The following is a 17,163-nucleotide window of genomic DNA, read 5'->3' on the forward strand; positions in this document are numbered from 1 at the left end:
AATCCCCGGCTTAGCCGGGGATTTTTATTTGTATTGAAAATGTTTATTAAATTCCTTTTTTCTCCTGCCTCTCTTTTTCTGATTTTGCTCTTTATTTATTTGCCGGGAATTAGTGGAGCCCTGTATTACGATGATTACGCAAACCTGAAGAACTTATCTTCTATTAGTGACTTTAATAGCATTTATGATTTTGTTTTTAGTGGAAGAGCTGGTCCCCTAGGTAGACCCATAGCGCTCTTTTCATTTGTGCCATTTTCATCAGGATGGCCCGAAAATAAGCGCTTTGTGTTAGCTTTTAATATATTAATTCACTGCGTTAACTTTATATTGATATATTTATTATCCAAATTGATCCTAGTAAAAAGATTCGATGAATATAAAAAAATAGCTTTGCTTACAGCATTTTTATGGGCGGTTTTACCGATATTAGCTTCGACAACATTAATAACCATACAGCGGATGACAAGCTTAGCCGCATCATTTGGTATTCTAGGTTTAATTGGTTTTGTATGGGCATATAAGTTTTATGGATTTAAAAAGTATACCGAAGCCACGTTAATCCAATTCTCTTTGCTTGGTATCGGGACAGTTTTATCTGTTTTTACAAAAGAAACAGGCGCTCTTATTCCTATTTTTGCCTTTCTGTTAGATAGAACTATCTTTAGAGAAAGGCTGTATTTTAGAGTAAAGCCATATCTGGCTTACTCTAGAAGCTTTTTATTGGCAGCTCCTCTTATATTTTTTGTTTTTTATTTGTCACCTTTAAACAACGATTGGTTTGATAACAATAATTTTAGAGGCTTTTCGTTATGGGAGCGGTTTTCTACAGAGTTGACTATATTATGGGAGTATTTGTACCGAGGTTTTTTCCCCCAAAGCCCGACAGCGTATGGTCCCTTCCATGATTACTATGGAATTCGTGAATGGGATGTGATAACGATTGTAAGTGCTAGTTTATGGGTTTTTATAATATGTTTCAGTGCGTTTATATATAGAAAAAGTAAATGGCCGTTTTTTGCGGTTTTTTGGTTTTTAACTGGCCACCTTGCTGAGTCTACATTTATTAATCTGGAATTGTACTTTGAGCACCGGAATTACTTGGCGATGTATGGGGTGTGTTTAGCATTGACCATTGGTGCATATTCTGTGAAGGGGCCTCTTCGCAACGTTGTGAGAAGTGCATACATCTTGTACTTATTCCTCCTTGGAGCGATATTGCTGTCCATGACGTCGCTCTGGGGAGATCCGGTCCGAGCTGCCGATACTTGGAACATTAAACATCCTGGATCTGCAAGAGCAGTCTTACATGCCGTATTTCTAGACTTAGAAGAGAATAACAGTGATAAAATAGATAAAAGGGGCGTGGCTCTTCGAGAGTATCAGCGGAAAGCAATTGCATTGGAAGCTTTTGACAGAACAAAGAAAGCTTGTCCTGATTGCATAGATGTAAGGTTGATGGCGCTTGTATATAGCTGTGACTTTAACGATATTAAAGACAGAGCTGAGAGGTTAGATGAGCTTTCAGCTATCGCGCGGGTTGGTCGGGTTAATATGAATGTTGCGGATAATTTATTTGAATTAGTGGATCTTGCTATTAACCGAAGCTGTGAGGAAGTAACGATCAAAAATGTTTATAAGTTCGTCAATGAGCTTTCGGAAAACATAGCGGTCAAATCAACTATGTATGCTAGCAAAATACTGTTCAACAAGGCTCGTTTGCTAGAGGTTATAGGGAATTATGATGTTCTTTTAAAAGTACTGCGAGAAGCTGAACGGATATCTCCTAAAGCTCTACCTATTCTTCAGTATCAAGTTTATATAATGAAGAGAAATGGTGATTACGAAAGCGCAATAAAAGCAGTAGAAAGGAGACGAAAAAGTATTTTAAAAGGCGAAAATGAAAATGAATCTGGAGCAATGAATATGACGGTATTAGAAAAAATATTGGATGAAATAGATGCTGAAAGGAATGAAGGAAGAAAGATTCATGACTGAAATAACTGTCATAATTCCAGCAAAGAATGAGGAACGAGGTATAGGAGATTGTTTGAAAAAATTGAGAGAAGTTTGTCCTGAGTACCAAGTGGTAGTTGTAAATGACGGCTCAACGGATAGCACTAAAGCTATTTCAGAGTTAGCAGGAGCTATTGTACTAAATCATCCATACTCAAAAGGTAATGGCGCAGCAATAAAAACAGGTGCCAGATTTGCTAAAGGTGATCTATTAATATTTATGGATGCTGACGGTCAACATGATCCGTCAGATATTCCAAGATTAATTGATAAACTAAATGAGGGGTATGATCTAGTTGTTGGTGCTAGAGAAAGAGGGTCTCAAGCTAGTCTAGCAAGGGGTATGGCGAACCGATTTTATAATTGGTTAGCTAGTAATATCACCGGACATCGTGTCAAAGATCTAACGTCGGGTTATAGAGTAGTTAAAGCTGAGAAGTTCAAAGAATTCATTTATCTATTGCCAAATGGGTTTTCCTATCCAACAACTAGTACGATGGCATTCTTCCGAGCTGGATATTCTGTAGCTTATGTTCCAATTCACGCATCAAAACGAGTTGGACAAAGCCATCTAAAGATTTTCAAGGATGGTATTAGGTTTTTATTAATAATTTTTAAGATAGGTGTACTTTATTCCCCGTTAAAACTTTTTGCACCTATTTCATTTTTTCTTTTTTTAAGTGCAAGTGCTTGGTACATATATACTGGATTTACGACTGGAAGATTCACAAATATGAGTGCTCTTCTCTATGGCGGAAGTGTGATGGTATTTCTAATGGGTCTTATTTCGGAACAGATAACCGCGCTGCTTTATAAAGATAAAGGCTAATTTTTGTATGAAAGTTTGCTATATACTAGCGTATAAGTCTCCCAGCTATATAAGAAGTCTCTCTTTAATTAATGCGCTAAAAAAAACAACCTGGGTTGAGCTGGATCTGATTATTAATGAACGTAGAGGGATGCTTAGATATTTTGAGGTTCTTTCTAAATTATATAAATATAGAAAGAATAGAGATGTAGTTTACATCATAGGGTTTCGTGGGATCGAAATTTATTGGCCTGTGAGATGGCTAGTAGGAACTTCTACAATAGCACTAGACGCTCTAATGTCGCCGTATTTGTCACTGTCTGAAGAAAGAAAATTCGGTTGGTTTGGAGCCATGGCTTCCTATTTTTATCAACCGTTTGAGGCGTCAGTAATGAAAGATGCTAATTTAGTATTTACAGATACTGAAGGGCATTCAGATAAGTTCTCAAGTTGCTTCAACATTAACGAAAGCAAGGTAAAAATTATTCCAATAGGGGCTATAGAGAACTCCTACATCCCAAAAACGTTAGATGAAAAAAGCGAGTTCGTAGTACTTTACTACGGTTCTTTTTTGCCTCTCCATGGTGTGGAAACACTATTTAAAGCAATTTTAAATTTGAGGGGGGTTCCTATCCTATTTCAGTTAATAGGAGGAGGAAAAAAAATTGAAAGAAGGGTTAAATATATCAATAAAACTTTTCCTGATGTAAAGATCAAATATGAAAGGTGGGTTGACTATCGTGACTTAATTAATGAAATAATACCGAAAGCAAATTTAATTTTAGGAGGGCCTTTCGGGGGAACACCGCAAGCGTCTAGAGTCGTTACGGGAAAAACGGTTCAAGCGTTAGCCTCTTCTAAGGCTTGTATTGTAGGTGCAATGAATCGAAACGCATATGATTTTGTAGATAAATTTAACTGCTTATTAGTATCACAGAATGATCATGCTGATTTAACTGATAAAATAATTTGGGCGTTTGAAAATAGAGATAAGTTGATGAATATAGGTATAAACGGCAAAAAACTATATCAACATCATTTTGATGAGCACATTATTACTGATAGAGTTCAGAGTGCTTTAAGAAGTCTAACTTTTTAGTTTGCGGATAATTGTTTTAGATAGATCAAAAATGTACTGAGATATCGTGTATTCTTTTTTTAAGCACTTTATTTGAATATACAGTCTTTTTAAGTAATCTGCTGTTTTTAAAGGGTTTGATAATTTTTTGATATAAAAAAGATAACCTGCTTTCTTTGCGCCAATGACGTTGCGAGAATGTTGTCTGTAATAAACTAGTGGTTCATCGATGAAATATATGATGCCTCTATTTTTCATTACCTGGCAAGAAATCCACCAATCGTGCATCATGGCCTCGTTTGGTATCGGCGACGAAAGATTAACGGCTTTTCTATTGAAGATCATTGCACAACCAGAAACGCTATTCTCGACTAATATGTCTTCAAGCCTTTCAATTTTCTTTTTTAGCTTTAAGTGAAAGAAAAAGGAATCTTCAAAAATTGTTCCGGTTTCATCGATTAGTGATAAATCAGAATGGACCAATATTGGTAACTCTGGATTAGATTTTTCTAGCTCCAATATTTTATTATACATCTTCTCTAATTTTTCAGGTAACCAGATATCATCTTGGTCAGAAAACATAATGTAAGAAGATGATGATTTATTAAGAAGATATGAAAAGTTTTTTTTTGCTCCACCTGGAAAAAAATCGTCATCTAAGAAAAATACTTTATCTGGCATTTTCTGTGTGTAGGACCTAATGATGTTTCTTGTCTCATCGTTGGAACCATCATCGTGAATGATCAAGCGAAATGATTGAAAGCTTTGATTAATTATTGAGTCAATTTGTTGTCTTAAGTATTCGGCACCATTATATGTGGCTAACAAAACGTCTATCATCATATTTTGATATCTAATGATATATTATTTCTTTTGATTAAATGATGTAGAGATTTTAAGTTCTGATATTGCGTGTCGCTCATTTGAATATAGAGGTGTCTGAAATTGATTTTTTTTGAGTGAAGTAAATAGGGGAGTATCATTGTTTCTCCCATTATAATATCCCCTTCATACTCTATTATAGAGCCTTCTAGCGAAAAATCTTGGGCGAAAATCTCCTTTAAATTCGATTGCCTTTCTAAATGAATCCTTTTATTAGGGTTTGGATGTCTAATTATGCACACTTTTTTATATTTAGAAGGTAAAGAATTCACGCCCAACGATTCTATGATTACTGCATCGTAATTGTTAAGGTTTTCACAAGGCTGGCTTTTATCGAATAAGCTATTGATGTTTTCTGGTCTTACTTTTCTTATGTTGGATGTCCAGGAGCCCATTTTAGTGTAGTCGGAAAATGTAACTAGTGAACGTGCCTTTTGAGTTAAATTTTTCGAAATATTGATCGGATTTTCTCTCAATGTATCCATTCCATCATCTATTAAATTTACGTTATTAAGTAAATTGATGTAATGGAGTAGACTCTTATTTATCCTGTCATGTGGCACATAAGCCTCAATATTCGAAAGTGGTAGTAGATTGAATATGTTACATAAAATTGACGTCTTTGATATTGGTATATATTTTACGTTTTTGATAGCTTTATTTGGCGCTATTCTGGCTCTATCAAATAGCAAGAAGTATTTTATATTCTTATTTTTTTCCTGCTCGGCAAGACTGGTGGCTAAAGAAAAGGTGATTTTATTAAGGCACAATACAATCTTATTCATTTATAAATATTTTTTGCCAGTCATCTAAAATTCTTTTATTCTGGAGATAAATTAGTTTATCTATGTCGCCCCTCTGTCTTGTTTTTTTTGCGCTATATTTTAAATTTTCATAGTCGACACCTATGGTAATGAATTCCTGATACTTCTTATAACTTGGTATTGGGTCTGCTATTACGTTTAACCCATGTGAAAGAGCAGTTAAAACTCTATTAGATGATTTTGATAATGTGAAAGGAGTTTTTTTAATTGGTATAATACATGTATCATGGAGACTAAGAATATCCGATGAAAATTGCAAATTCCATTCAATATATAAAGTAGGACATTTTAGCCTTTCTAATATTGGACTAAAGCTTTTTTTTGAGTTGCTCATTACAGTAAAAGTAATTGGGCGTTTTTCATATACTTTATTCAAGATATCAATGGTTAGTGAAAGATCGTCGATCCCACCGCCCGAGTGTGGTGTCCCTTTATTACCAAACCAAATGATATTTTCGGGCCCTTTAGCTTCGTTGGATTTTAAAAAAGATTTAAGCCTTTTATATTCTCTATATTTGCTGGGGCTAAAGATTGTATCATACTTTGAATATGAGCTAGGCTTTTCAGTCAAATCCTCTATAACTCTTATTTTGTTTTTGTTTTTGTATTTTGATATCTCGTTTGCTAAATAATCGCTCGATGTGATTATATTATCAATTTTATCGATCGCGTTAATAAAGTCTATTTTCCTTTTTTTTAATTTAGGTGTTTCATGTTTGTAGAAGATATGATTATCACATAAATCAAGATATAGTTCGGTGCCAAATTTCTCTTTAAGCTTTATGGCATGCGCAATACTTTTTGAATCATAACGTTTTGATAAAATAAGGGTGTGAGGTCTTCTAAATGAAAATAAGAAAGGTTTTTTTATATAGAATGATGGTCCGTAAAGACGCTCCTCAAATAATTTAACGATATTAAGGCAGCGTATCCTATAGCTTGCAACTCTTTTATTATTTGTTTGCGGCCAAAAATAGATGTTCAAATTTTTCTCCTGATATTTGGTCTAGCTATTATTTCTATTCTGGCGCTTTGATGCGTAATACCTAAAAAAAAGGATAGTATTGCTCTTAGAAATAATGCTTTTCTGGAATTCTTTATCCATCTAAATAACGAATTTATCAGGCTTCCTTTATTTGTATATATTAATATACTTTCAATAATAGTGTTCGGATTTTTTTGCCACCGCACATTCGTTATTTCATACCCAGATTCTTGTAGGACACGAATTATCGATTTTTTATTGAAGTGATATAAGTGTGTCGGTAATTGTATATCGTAACATTTATCTCTAAAAATTCGCCTGCAAAGCGAGTTGGCATCGGGTATGGAAATAACTAATATTCCATCATCGGAGATCCAGTTTCTTATCTTTTTTAGGATCTTAGTGGGGGCATGCATATGCTCTAAAACCATCCACATAGTCACCACGTCGAAATATTTTCCAAGGTCCCTTAAATCATATATGTCTGTATATAGAATGTCTAAGTTACTATTAACTACATTATTTTCGGCATGGGAGGAAAATTCGATTCCTTTAACTTTCCAGCCCTTATCTTGCATTTCATTGATATATGCACCGTTAGCACACCCAATGTCTAGTAGATTTCCTGGTGGTTTTTTCTTAATGCATCTATTTTCAAGGCCCAACAACACTGCCAACTTATAGGCAAAGTTGCTTTTGTGTTTCTTACGTTCCTGTGAGTGATTGTAAGGTGTATATGTTGATGGGTAATAATACCCTATTGTATCTCTCGTTGGCCTTGGGTTTGTACGCTGAAGTCCACATGTCAAACATTCTACAATGGTGTAAGTTCCTTCTAAGCCATGTAAATGATCTCGACCGGATAGAACATGTTCATCGCGAGGTACGCAGCCATTGGGGCAGGTACAAAATTCTAACTCTATGAAACTTGGTATGTCATTCATGAAGTTTTTTTCTAAGAATTAAAAAGAGTATACCAAAATTAGACATGTAATGTAGCGTAATACCTAAAGCAATCCCTTTTATTCCAAACATCAAAAATAGTATGTATTTATAGATTATGCCAATGAGAAATCCTATTATTCCTATTTGTGCGGGTGTTTTATTTGAGCCTATTGTGAAGAAGAAAGCATTTGTTAAGATCCCACTAAGTGACGCAAATAGGAAACCACTTAAAATTATCATTATTTCAATTAAATTTTTTGTTAGACTTTGATCGATGTTCATCAAGTCTGAAAGAAGCTGAGGTATAAAAATGAATGAAATTCCGAGTGCGGTGATTATTATTAAGGTTCCGGATGTGATTATAAATAGTGATCGTATGTACAGCTTATATGCTTTTCTTTTTTCTTTCCTGTTTATGAGATTTGAGAAGCTAGGGATTAGAGGAGTGATGTAGACTTTTTCGGATATTGCAATTACGCTTGATATAATTGTCTGTGCAATATTTAAATCCGTTATTCCGCCTGCCTGTGTGTGTGAAGCGAAGTGCCTATCCACTAAAGGTGATGCTTTATAAAATGGTGTGGTTAGTGTAATAGGAAGCATTTTTAGCCATTCATCTTTCCTTGTTATTGATGTTTTTATTAAAGGTTTTTTGAAATCTATTATAAAAAGCTGGATGCTGTAAATAATAATGGATCGAGTTAGCATCCCCCAAGCTGCCATCGTTATATCTTCATTTCTTAGAGTTAAACTTAAAAAAATTAATAATATAACAGTTCCTACTAGGCTTGGAGTTTCTGCTAAAAGGTAAAACTCCTGAGACCTAAGCGTTATTGATATATATGCTGATATAATGCCAAAAAACGTACAAAACGATAAAATATAACTATAATCTTTGAAGTTTTCGATGTTTTCTTTTGAAAAGCCTGTAAAGATGAAACTTTCAGAGAAGTATGTCGAAATAAGAGATAAAATTAACGCAATAAGCGCTGAAATTATTGAATGGGCATAGCCAATCGATTTTTTTCTTCTGAATTGTGACCTGTTGTCATCGGCATTTGATATCGTAAGTTTTGTATACCATACGCTATGTAAGCTTGCAGTCCCGACAGCTAAAAGTATAAAAGGGATAGTTTGTGCAGCTATGAAAGTGTCTGTTTTTTCTCCAGGACCTATAAGCAAAATTATTAGTATTTGTATTGTCGCTTGGCCTATAAGTTGCGCTCCTGTAACCGCAGCAATATAAAACCTACGTTTCTTTGATACCATTATTTTTTTTGTTTGCAATAGGTCATTTTTTCTTTTTCATCGAACCATTCTTTAGCGAAGTCGGTATCTCGGTATTCGTTAAAATATGGACCTCCAATCGTCCAATGAATGTTCATGATTTCATTAGGTGGAGATGAGTATTCACCTACTAACCAGTTCCACTTCACATCTAATTCGCCAATATCCTCATCATTAAGCCACATGAAGCGGTGGAGGTTCATTGCCGGTGCTGTATTTATAAAGTCAGGAGTCAATTTTCTATTAGCGGGATGATTACAATTCCATAATATAACAGAAGACCAATTCTTCCTCGGATATTTATACTGTTTGTTTCCTAAATATTTATATTCGCACCTTGGGGTATAATCGTGTTTTACAACGTACACTGCCTTTCCGGGGTTTTTATCGACTTCATTTAAGAGGTTGTATATATCAGTCTGAATTAACATGTCACAATCAAAAAAAACAGCCCATCCCTTATAATCTGAAAGAAAGGGAACTAAAAACCTAGTGAATGAGAAGTCATTTGACTGCTTCGGGTCTCGTTCTCTTTTATATATTCCTTTTAAATTTTTTGTGCTTAGCGGAATAATAGAGACGGGCTTTGAGCTTCTAGTAAATATGGAGTGGGCCATTGTATGCCACGCAATTGATTCTACTTCATCGTACCCAATGAAAATATTTAACATTTCTCTACTCTTTTCGTTAAAGATTACCTACGATTTTGGGGCATGAAGTTCTACTTCTAAGAAGTTCCGTCCATGTTTATCCTTCTCCGATAAGGTTGGACTACCCTTGTCTAGGGGCCAGTCTATTCCTAGTGTTTTGTCATTCCATAATATGATCTGCTCATAGTTTGGTTGATAAAAGTCTGTGCATTTGTATTGAAATTCTGCAATCACCCCAGTGACTAAGAAACCATGTGCAAATCCAGGAGGGATCCATAACATCCGGCTATTCTCTTCCGACAGATATTCGCCAACCCACTGTCCGAAGGTGGGTGACGAAGGGCGAATATCGACCGCGACATCGAATACTTCACCGCGGGTTACCCTTACCAGTTTGCCCTGAGGGTGCTTGATCTGATAATGCAGTCCCCTAAGGGTATTTTTTACTGACCTGCTATGGTTGTCCTGTACGAACTTGGCGTCGATGCCGGCTTCGTGGAAATCTCGCTCGTTCCAGCTCTCCATGAAAAAGCCGCGTTCGTCTTTGAAGACCTTGGGTTCGATAATCTTGACGTCGGGAATTTTGGTTTCTATGACTTTCATAAGTTTCGTTCGGTTGGCTTATGCTTCAGCAGCTTTTTCAGATAGACGCCGTAGCTGTTCTTTTGCAGCTTTTCGGCCTCTGCGAGCAACTGGTCGTCGTTAATAAAGCCCATACGGTAGGCGATCTCTTCCGGGCAGGCTATCTTAAGACTCTGGCGCTTTTCCAGTGTTTCTATGAAACTGGCAGCTTCTTGAAGAGAGTCGAACGTACCGGTGTCGAGCCAGGCAAACCCGCGCCCAAGTAACTGTACATTGAGATCGCCGCGTTCCAGATACGCTTGGTTGACGCTGGTGATTTCGAGTTCGCCTCGATCCGAAGGCTCTATCTGTTTGGCGATGGCTACAACATCATTGTCATAGAAGTAGAGGCCGGTAACGGCATAGTCAGACTTTGGTACGGCAGGCTTTTCTTCGATGGAAACCGCTCTTTGCTGCGCGTCGAACTCAACCACGCCAAAGCGTTCTGGATCGGAAACCTGGTAGCCGAATACGGTAGCGCCTTTTGTTTGACTAGCGGCGCGTTGCAACATCTTACTCAGCCCTTGTCCATAGTAAATGTTGTCGCCCAGTACCAGACAAACACTGTCCTGTCCGATGAAGCTTTCGCCGATGATAAACGCTTGGGCAAGTCCATCCGGGCTGGGTTGAACGGCGTATGTCAGGTTTATTCCCCACTGGCTGCCGTCATTTAGCAACCGCTTGAAGCTCGCTTGATCTTCTGGGGTTGTGATTATCAATATGTCCCGTATTCCCGCCAGCATCAGTACAGACAGAGGGTAATAGATCATCGGCTTGTCGTAGACTGGCAGGAGCTGTTTGGAGATTCCCCGTGTGATGGGGTAGAGGCGGGTGCCGGAGCCGCCGGCGAGGACTATCCCTTTCATCTATTTCTCCAGGAATTCATTTAATGTTGAGGCCAGTTCAGTTTTCCACTCGGGTAGTTGAATATTGAGGGCCTGCTCTAATTTGCTTGTGTCTAATCGTGAGTTCAATGGACGCTTGGCCGGGGTTGGGTATTGATGTGTGGGAATAGGGTTGATGTCGTCTGCCGTTAACATTAAGGGCTCGCTTTCCCGGCTTGCGACATTGAAGATCTCCCGGGCAAATCCATGCCAACTCGTGTGTCCCCTTGGCGCAAGGTGATATATCCCGCTCTCTAAACCACTGTGAGCGGCCAGGGCCGTGACGTTTGCAATCAGTCTCGCGGGTGTGGGGGAGCCAATCTGATCATCCACTACGTTCAGCTCGGTGCGTTGTTTACCCAGATCGAGCATTGTTCTCATAAAATTCTTCCCACGCGCACTGTAGACCCAACTGGTGCGGAAAATCAGATGCTCGCAGCCTGAGTGCAGGATCGCCAGGTCGCCTTGGAGTTTAGTCTCTCCATATCGGTTTACAGGAGAGCCTTCCATTGATTCTTTTCGGAAGGATTGGTGATTGCCGTCATAGACGTAATCGGAGGAGTAGTGGACAAGTAGCGAGCCTTGCGTGGCTGAGTGGTTTGCCAGTATCTCGGGTAAATCCGCGTTCAGCTTTCTGGCGAGGTCCGGCTCGCTCTCTGCTTTATCAACCTGCGTGTAGGCGGCGGCGTTAATGACGATGTTGGGGCTGGTTTTTTGCAGGTACGCTTCCACTGCGGGTAGATCTGACAGGTCCAGTTCCTTGCGGCCGGGTGCGTACACCTTTCCTAAGCAGGCGATTGATCGACACACTTCAAAACCGACTTGACCGGTGGCGCCTAGCACCAGGATTTTCATCGCTGTATCCCTAGGCGTTCGCGCGAATAATTACCTGATTGTGCTTTTCGGCACCAGTCCAGGTTATCTAGGTACCATTTAACTGTTTTCTTTATCCCGCTCTCGAAGGTTTCAGCCGGGGTCCAGCCTAACTCTTTTTTAATTTTCGAGGCGTCAATTGCGTACCTCCGATCATGGCCGGGCCGGTCTTCAACGTAAGTGATTAAATCTCTGTAATGGGTGTCGGTTGGGGCTAGCTGCTGAAGTGTACTGCAGATGGTTTCAACCACTTCGATGTTACGTTTTTCGTTGTTTCCGCCAATGTTATAGGTTTCCCCGGGCGCGCCTTTTTCCAGGACGGTGCTCAGTGCACGGGCATGGTCTTCTACGTATAACCAGTCCCTGATCTGGTCACCCTTCCCGTAAACGGGTAGTGGCCGCTGCTCCAGTGCGTTCAGTATGATCAGGGGAATAAGCTTTTCCGGGAAGTGGTATGGCCCATAGTTGTTCGAGCAGTTGGTTATCATCGTGGGTAGACCGTAACTGCGTGCCCATGCTCTGACTAAATGATCGGAGCTGGCCTTGGATGCGGAATAGGGTGAGCTTGGGGCGTATGAAGTTAACTCGGAGAAGAGCTGCGCGGCGGCCTTATCATCGTCGTCGGGATGGGGGAGGTCGCCGTACACTTCATCGGTTGAGACGTGCAGTAGGCGGAAGCGATTTTTTTGCTCGTCCTGTAACCCCTGCCAGTATGCCCGGGATACTTCGAGTAATGTGTAGGTGCCTACGATGTTGGTTTCAATGAAGGCGGCGGGGCCATCTATTGATCGGTCCACGTGACTTTCAGCAGCCAGGTGCATTATGGCGTCTGGCTTGTGTGTATCGAACACCCTTTCCAGCTCGGGTCGGTTGCAGATATCGACATGCTCGAAGGTGTAACGGGGCGACTGGGCAACGGATTCAACGTTCGCAAGATTCCCGGCATAGGTGAGCTTATCGAGGTTTATCACCTCGTGATCGGTGTTTTGGATCAGGTGCCGCACAACGGCAGAGCCAATGAAGCCGGCACCGCCGGTGACAAGTATTTTCATCGTATCGTTTACTTCTGCCAGGTTTGCCCCGGATTTCGCTTTGCTGCATCGGGGCTACAGGGGCGAATAGCCAAGGCGCTAACCATGCGAGGCTATTTCGATTGTTGGTGCTCGCTCTCTGCCTTGGTAAAGAGCAGATAATGAAGCTTTAAGGCGGCTCTTCGCCTGGTTATCGCCATGGACTATTCGTATCTCTAGGGGCCTCTGTTTGATGCCGGCAACGAAGTTGATCAGGTCGTTTTTATCGGCATGGGCGGAGTAGCCACTGATGGTTTCGATGCGTGCGCGTATATCGATGCGTTCATCATCAAGCCAGACGTATCCGCCCTGGGGGCCGTATTGCTGGATATCGCGTCCTGGGGTGCCTTGGGCCTGGTAACCGACGAAGAGTACCGCATGCTTGGGGTTGTTCAGCATCGCTTTCAGGTAGTTAACGATCCGCCCTGCATTGCACATACCGCTGCCGGCGATAACGATGGCGGGGCGTTTGCTTTCGTTGAGGTGCTGGACCATTTGCATGTGTTGCTGATGGTTGTCGACCACAAGGAGGTTGTCAAAGCTCAGTGGTTTACCGCCCCGGCGCAGATGCTCGTGGGCTTCTTCGTCCCAGTAGGGTTTCAGTTCTTTGTACAGTTCTGTGAACCGGGTTGCCAGCGGGGAGTCCAGAATAACCGGCAGGGGCTCGGTCTGGTCAGCGGTGATTGTTTCCAGTTCGTAAAGGAGCTCTTGAGTGCGGCCAATGCTGAAGGCGGGTATCAGTACGGTGCCTTGGTTTTCTTGGGCTCGTTCGATGGCCTCCGCCAGGTGTTGCTGGCGCTGTTCCCGGTTTTCGTGGGCTTTGTCGCCGTAGGTGGATTCCAGAATCAATCTGTCCGCGCGCTCCGGTGATTGGGGCTCGGGGAGGATCGGCGTGTGGGGCGCGCCCAAATCACCTGAAAAGACGGTGACTTCGGTACTGCCGTCATGCTTGTCGGTGGTTTCACACTCTATATAGGCTGAACCCAAGATGTGGCCTGCACGTTGGAGCCGAACTTTCAGTTGTCTGTCAGCGGTCTCGATCAGGCTGAACCACTGGTTGTAGGGCAGTGCGATCATCCGCTCCCGAATCGTTTTCAGGTACTTCTCTACATGGGTATGGTCGCGGCTCACCCCGAGTTTGAAGGCGTCTTCCAGTACCGGTTCCAGCAGTAGCGATGAAGGGCGTGAGCAGATGATCGGCCCTTGGTAACCGGTTGCAAGCAGCCAGGGCAGGCGGCCCACGTGGTCGATATGTACATGGGTAAGAATCAGCGCTTTGATGCTTTCGGTCTCAAAATCGATATCCAGACTGTTGCCGGCTTCGTTACCTTGAAACAGGCCGCAGTCTACCAGCAGGCTGTTGTTCGAGTCGGTGTAGAGCTGGTGACATGAGCCGGTGACGCCGTTGGTCGCTCCGTGATGTATAACTGTTGTTTGCATTTCACGTCCTTGTGAAGGGTTTCTAGCGGTATTTTTCAGCAAATTTAAGCGTGCCTTCAAATACGGAAAGCAGCTCTTTTGAAAGCTTATAGGCTTTGTTCAGCAGGCTCGCTTGCAGTTCTGGATCATCTGGGTAGTCGTGGGCGAACTGGTTTCTCATTTCCCTGAGTAATAGCCATTGCTGCGTTGAGGGGATAGCACCAAGTTTTTCAAGCCGGTTGAGTTTGTCGATAAAGGCTGTCAAATCACCCTGCTCGTAAGTCAGATCCAGCAGGGCAGGGAAGAGTTTTGCTCCCATCGCATCCTGTAGCTTGGAGAAGCGAACGATAAACTGATCCAAGATTGCCAGGTCTACATCGCCAATGTTTGATAGATTTTCAGCGGTTAACGGAAATTGGTTGGACAGCGTATTTTGTGCCCAGCGCAGGCGTTTAGCGTGAGCCGCGCAGGTTTCGACGGTTTGATCAAACTGTTTCATAACGGGATGCCGCTGGCTTTGGCTGACCGGTGGATCGCGAGCTCCGGTGTTTGGGTGCGATGAATGACCAGGTCGATTTTTTGATCTCCCAGTTTGGCGTGTAGCTCTGCCAGGGCATTTAATTTTGCGTCAACCAAAGTGTCTGGGTCATCCAACTCCGGCTCGATATAGAGGTCAATATCGCCGCCGAGGGCGCCATCATCGGTACGTGATCCAAACAGTAAAATATGGGACGCCTCACCAAAATACCGTTTTAGGGTTTGCTGAATTGTAGTTTTTTGCCGATTAGTCAGGCGCATGGTTTTGACTGCGTTGGTTATCCGAAAATCCGCTTGTGATACTCGTGATCCAGTTCCCACATGGAGCTGATTCTGTTTTCTTCCCGGGCCAGGCGTAGCGTGTCTTTGGCGAGCAGTACTTTTCCTGATGAAATCACGCTATAGGCCAGTGTGAGCGGTATATGGTTTATATCCACCACTGATATTGGCTTGCTGTCCTTGGGCAGGGCATCTTGCCAGCGTTGCGCCAGAAGCTCCGGTTGTAGCCGCTTTTCCCAGGCGTCGTCAGGAAATCTGTTAAATGCCACCGCTAAATCATAGTCACTGTCGGCCTGGGCGGTCCCTTTCGCACGAGAGCCATATAGCCAAAGAATGCATACATTCGGCTCTTCCCGGGCTAAGGCGGTCAGCGTTTCCAGAGTAGGGTCCTGCTTCAGGCTCATGTGATCAGCCCTTGAGCAAACTGGAAACGTTCCTCGGCCAGCTGTGCTAAGTGTTCACGCATTGCATCGCAGTATGCAGTGTCATCGATGGCTGGATGTTTTGTCACGCATTGTCCCATCAGTTCTCGGCAGGGGTTTCAGGCACGCTACCGCCCGGAGGTTGTCTCGGGCGCCCTCGAACCCTGAGTATTCGTCGATGTTTTCTAGTTTAGGTCGTTTCGGTCACGGCGTGGGGGAGTTCCGCAGGTTCTGTTTGATAGTACATATCAAGCGACTGCCACTCCTGCTCGGTGCCATCTTCTATCCGTTTGACCCAGACCCGGCCCAATTGATCCACGGCGTAGATAATATGGGTAGAGCCTTCTTGAATAACTTGTATCTGACTGATTCGCAAAGTTTTTGGCAGGTGCATCCTGTGCCCTCCATGGTTTTCAGTGTGCCATAGATGACCGCTGAAGAGGAACTGTTCAAACGGCCATTTGAGAACTTGGATGGATGCAATAATGGGGCCGCGGGTGGTTGTCAGACCCGCGGTTGGATGATAGGGATTCAGGTCAGCCGCATCGACAGGTCGATAGCCCGGCAATGCTTGGTTAGCGCGCCAATGGAAATATAGTCAACGCCGGTCTCCGCAAAGGTGACGAGCGTTGTATCGGTAATATTGCCGGAGGCTTCCAGCTTGGCGCGTCCGGCGGTCGTTTCAACCGCTTCTCGCATCTGGTCTGGGCTGAAGTTATCGAGCATGATGATATCTGCCCCGGCCTCGAGCGCCTCATTGAGTTGGGTGCGGGTTTCTACTTCCACTTCTACAGGCTTTCCGGGGGCCATCTCACGCGCCTTGCTGACGGCGGCAGCAATCCCGCCGCAGGCGAGAATATGGTTTTCCTTGATCAGGAAGGCGTCGAAGAGTCCGATACGATGGTTGAAACAGCCGCCACAGCTGACCGCATACTTTTGAGCCATACGCAGTCCGGGGATGGTTTTGCGGGTGTCCAGCAGGCGCACTGATGTATGGGCAACTTGGGCGGCGTAAGCGGCGGCTATCGTGGCTGTGCCGGAGAGTGTCTGCAGGAAGTTAAGGGCTGCACGCTCTCCGGTGAGTAGTGAGCGGGCCGGGCCTTCAAAAGAGAACAGGGTCTGTTCAGGTGTCACGGAGTCCCCATCATGGACGTGCCACTGCAGCGTGACTGATGGGTCTACCTGCCGAAACACCTCGTCAACCCAGGCGGTTCCGCAGATGCGTGCTGCCTCGCGCGTGATTACACGACCCTGAGCCTTTTCCTGTTCGGGGATCAGTACCGCGGTAATGTCGCCATCGCCAATATCCTCGCTCAGTGCTGCCCGCACATTGGCTTGGATAATGGGTTTTAGGGTCTCGAGAGTCAGCATAATAAGCTCCGTTAGTCTTGCGAGGGCGTATTCTAGCGAACTCCCCGTATGTGAAGAAACAGAACCGCTCATTTGGCGTTACAAATGTCAGATTCTGACGAGAAGGTTGTTCGATTGTCAGGAGGTGACTCTATTCCGAGCCGCCGTTTTACTTAGTTGTAGCCTGAGAGCATCCCAGATGTAACGAAGTAGAATCCGGGGCTTGGTCCGATATG

At 42.8% G+C, this 17,163-nt stretch carries 19 protein-coding genes; 3 read left to right on the forward strand and 16 right to left on the reverse strand.

Features of this window, described 5'->3' with window-relative positions; genetic code table 11:
* Window positions 1-33 precede the first annotated feature (33 nt).
* The 3 genes from G403_RS0100365 to G403_RS0100375 are packed head-to-tail and all read left to right on the forward strand — an operon-like array spanning window position 34 to window position 3,920.
* A complete protein-coding gene (locus tag G403_RS0100365) occupies window positions 34-1,995 on the forward strand; it encodes a hypothetical protein (protein ID WP_156899611.1) in 1,962 nt (653 codons plus the stop codon).
* Complete coding sequence (locus G403_RS0100370) at window positions 1,988-2,842, forward strand: glycosyltransferase family 2 protein (protein ID WP_027852237.1); 855 nt, start codon at window positions 1,988-1,990, stop codon at window positions 2,840-2,842. Before G403_RS0100365 ends, G403_RS0100370 begins: the two co-directional genes overlap by 8 nt.
* 7 nt (window positions 2,843-2,849) lie before the next feature.
* The gene (locus tag G403_RS0100375) at window positions 2,850-3,920 is read left to right on the forward strand and encodes a glycosyltransferase family protein (RefSeq protein ID WP_027852238.1); all 1,071 of its coding nucleotides are present in this window, start codon (window positions 2,850-2,852) and stop codon (window positions 3,918-3,920) included.
* Here G403_RS0100375 and G403_RS21605 read toward each other — a convergent pair.
* The 16 genes from G403_RS21605 to nadC form a co-directional block, all read right to left on the reverse strand.
* Window positions 3,909-4,742, reverse strand: coding sequence for a glycosyltransferase family 2 protein (locus G403_RS21605; protein ID WP_051298293.1), 834 nt, complete (start codon window positions 4,740-4,742; stop codon window positions 3,909-3,911). The two genes, G403_RS0100375 and G403_RS21605, sit on opposite strands and share 12 nt — an antisense overlap.
* Complete coding sequence (locus tag G403_RS0100385) at window positions 4,739-5,566, reverse strand: hypothetical protein (protein ID WP_027852239.1); 828 nt, start codon at window positions 5,564-5,566, stop codon at window positions 4,739-4,741. The genes G403_RS21605 and G403_RS0100385 overlap by 4 nt, the downstream gene beginning before the upstream one ends.
* On the reverse strand, window positions 5,559-6,590 hold the full coding sequence (locus G403_RS0100390; RefSeq protein ID WP_027852240.1) for a hypothetical protein: 1,032 nt from the start codon (window positions 6,588-6,590) through the stop codon (window positions 5,559-5,561). Before G403_RS0100390 ends, G403_RS0100385 begins: the two co-directional genes overlap by 8 nt.
* Window positions 6,587-7,534, reverse strand: coding sequence for a class I SAM-dependent methyltransferase (locus G403_RS24780; protein WP_084403875.1), 948 nt, complete (start codon window positions 7,532-7,534; stop codon window positions 6,587-6,589). Before G403_RS24780 ends, G403_RS0100390 begins: the two co-directional genes overlap by 4 nt.
* Window positions 7,527-8,822, reverse strand: coding sequence for a lipid II flippase MurJ (locus tag G403_RS0100400; protein WP_156899612.1), 1,296 nt, complete (start codon window positions 8,820-8,822; stop codon window positions 7,527-7,529). Before G403_RS0100400 ends, G403_RS24780 begins: the two co-directional genes overlap by 8 nt.
* Window positions 8,804-9,493, reverse strand: a complete 690-nt coding sequence (locus G403_RS0100405; protein ID WP_027852243.1) for a hypothetical protein — start codon at window positions 9,491-9,493, stop codon at window positions 8,804-8,806. The genes G403_RS0100400 and G403_RS0100405 overlap by 19 nt, the downstream gene beginning before the upstream one ends.
* 27 nt (window positions 9,494-9,520) lie before the next feature.
* Window positions 9,521-10,075, reverse strand: coding sequence for a dTDP-4-dehydrorhamnose 3,5-epimerase (rfbC, locus tag G403_RS0100410; protein WP_027852244.1), 555 nt, complete (start codon window positions 10,073-10,075; stop codon window positions 9,521-9,523).
* Window positions 10,072-10,959, reverse strand: a complete 888-nt coding sequence (gene rfbA, locus G403_RS0100415; protein ID WP_027852245.1) for a glucose-1-phosphate thymidylyltransferase RfbA — start codon at window positions 10,957-10,959, stop codon at window positions 10,072-10,074. The genes rfbC and rfbA overlap by 4 nt, the downstream gene beginning before the upstream one ends.
* Window positions 10,960-11,832 carry a dTDP-4-dehydrorhamnose reductase gene (rfbD, locus tag G403_RS0100420; protein ID WP_027852246.1) on the reverse strand — a complete coding sequence of 291 codons (873 nt, stop codon included), beginning with the start codon at window positions 11,830-11,832 and terminating at the stop codon, window positions 10,960-10,962.
* Window positions 11,829-12,902, reverse strand: a complete 1,074-nt coding sequence (gene rfbB / locus G403_RS0100425) for a dTDP-glucose 4,6-dehydratase (RefSeq protein WP_027852247.1) — start codon at window positions 12,900-12,902, stop codon at window positions 11,829-11,831. The genes rfbD and rfbB overlap by 4 nt, the downstream gene beginning before the upstream one ends.
* 78 nt (window positions 12,903-12,980) lie before the next feature.
* Window positions 12,981-14,360, reverse strand: coding sequence for an MBL fold metallo-hydrolase RNA specificity domain-containing protein (locus tag G403_RS0100430; protein ID WP_027852248.1), 1,380 nt, complete (start codon window positions 14,358-14,360; stop codon window positions 12,981-12,983).
* A 22-nt stretch (window positions 14,361-14,382) separates the two neighbouring features.
* On the reverse strand, window positions 14,383-14,838 hold the full coding sequence (locus G403_RS0100435) for a hypothetical protein (protein ID WP_027852249.1): 456 nt from the start codon (window positions 14,836-14,838) through the stop codon (window positions 14,383-14,385).
* Window positions 14,835-15,137 carry a nucleotidyltransferase domain-containing protein gene (locus G403_RS0100440; RefSeq protein WP_027852250.1) on the reverse strand — a complete coding sequence of 101 codons (303 nt, stop codon included), beginning with the start codon at window positions 15,135-15,137 and terminating at the stop codon, window positions 14,835-14,837. Before G403_RS0100440 ends, G403_RS0100435 begins: the two co-directional genes overlap by 4 nt.
* A 17-nt stretch (window positions 15,138-15,154) precedes the next feature.
* Entirely contained in the window at window positions 15,155-15,559 is a 405-nt protein-coding gene (gene mntA, locus G403_RS0100445) for a type VII toxin-antitoxin system MntA family adenylyltransferase antitoxin (RefSeq protein ID WP_027852251.1), read from the reverse strand.
* A gap of 208 nt (window positions 15,560-15,767) precedes the next feature.
* Window positions 15,768-15,971 (reverse strand): hypothetical protein, encoded by a 204-nt coding sequence (locus tag G403_RS0100450; protein WP_027852252.1) that lies wholly within the window; start codon window positions 15,969-15,971, stop codon window positions 15,768-15,770.
* Between the two features lie 137 nt (window positions 15,972-16,108).
* Entirely contained in the window at window positions 16,109-16,948 is an 840-nt protein-coding gene (gene nadC / locus G403_RS0100455) for a carboxylating nicotinate-nucleotide diphosphorylase (protein ID WP_027852253.1), read from the reverse strand.
* Window positions 16,949-17,163 lie beyond the last annotated feature (215 nt).

Origin of the sequence: Marinobacterium litorale DSM 23545, from assembly GCF_000428985.1 — a bacterium.
Classification (GTDB): Bacteria; Pseudomonadota; Gammaproteobacteria; order Pseudomonadales; family Balneatricaceae; genus Marinobacterium_D; species Marinobacterium_D litorale.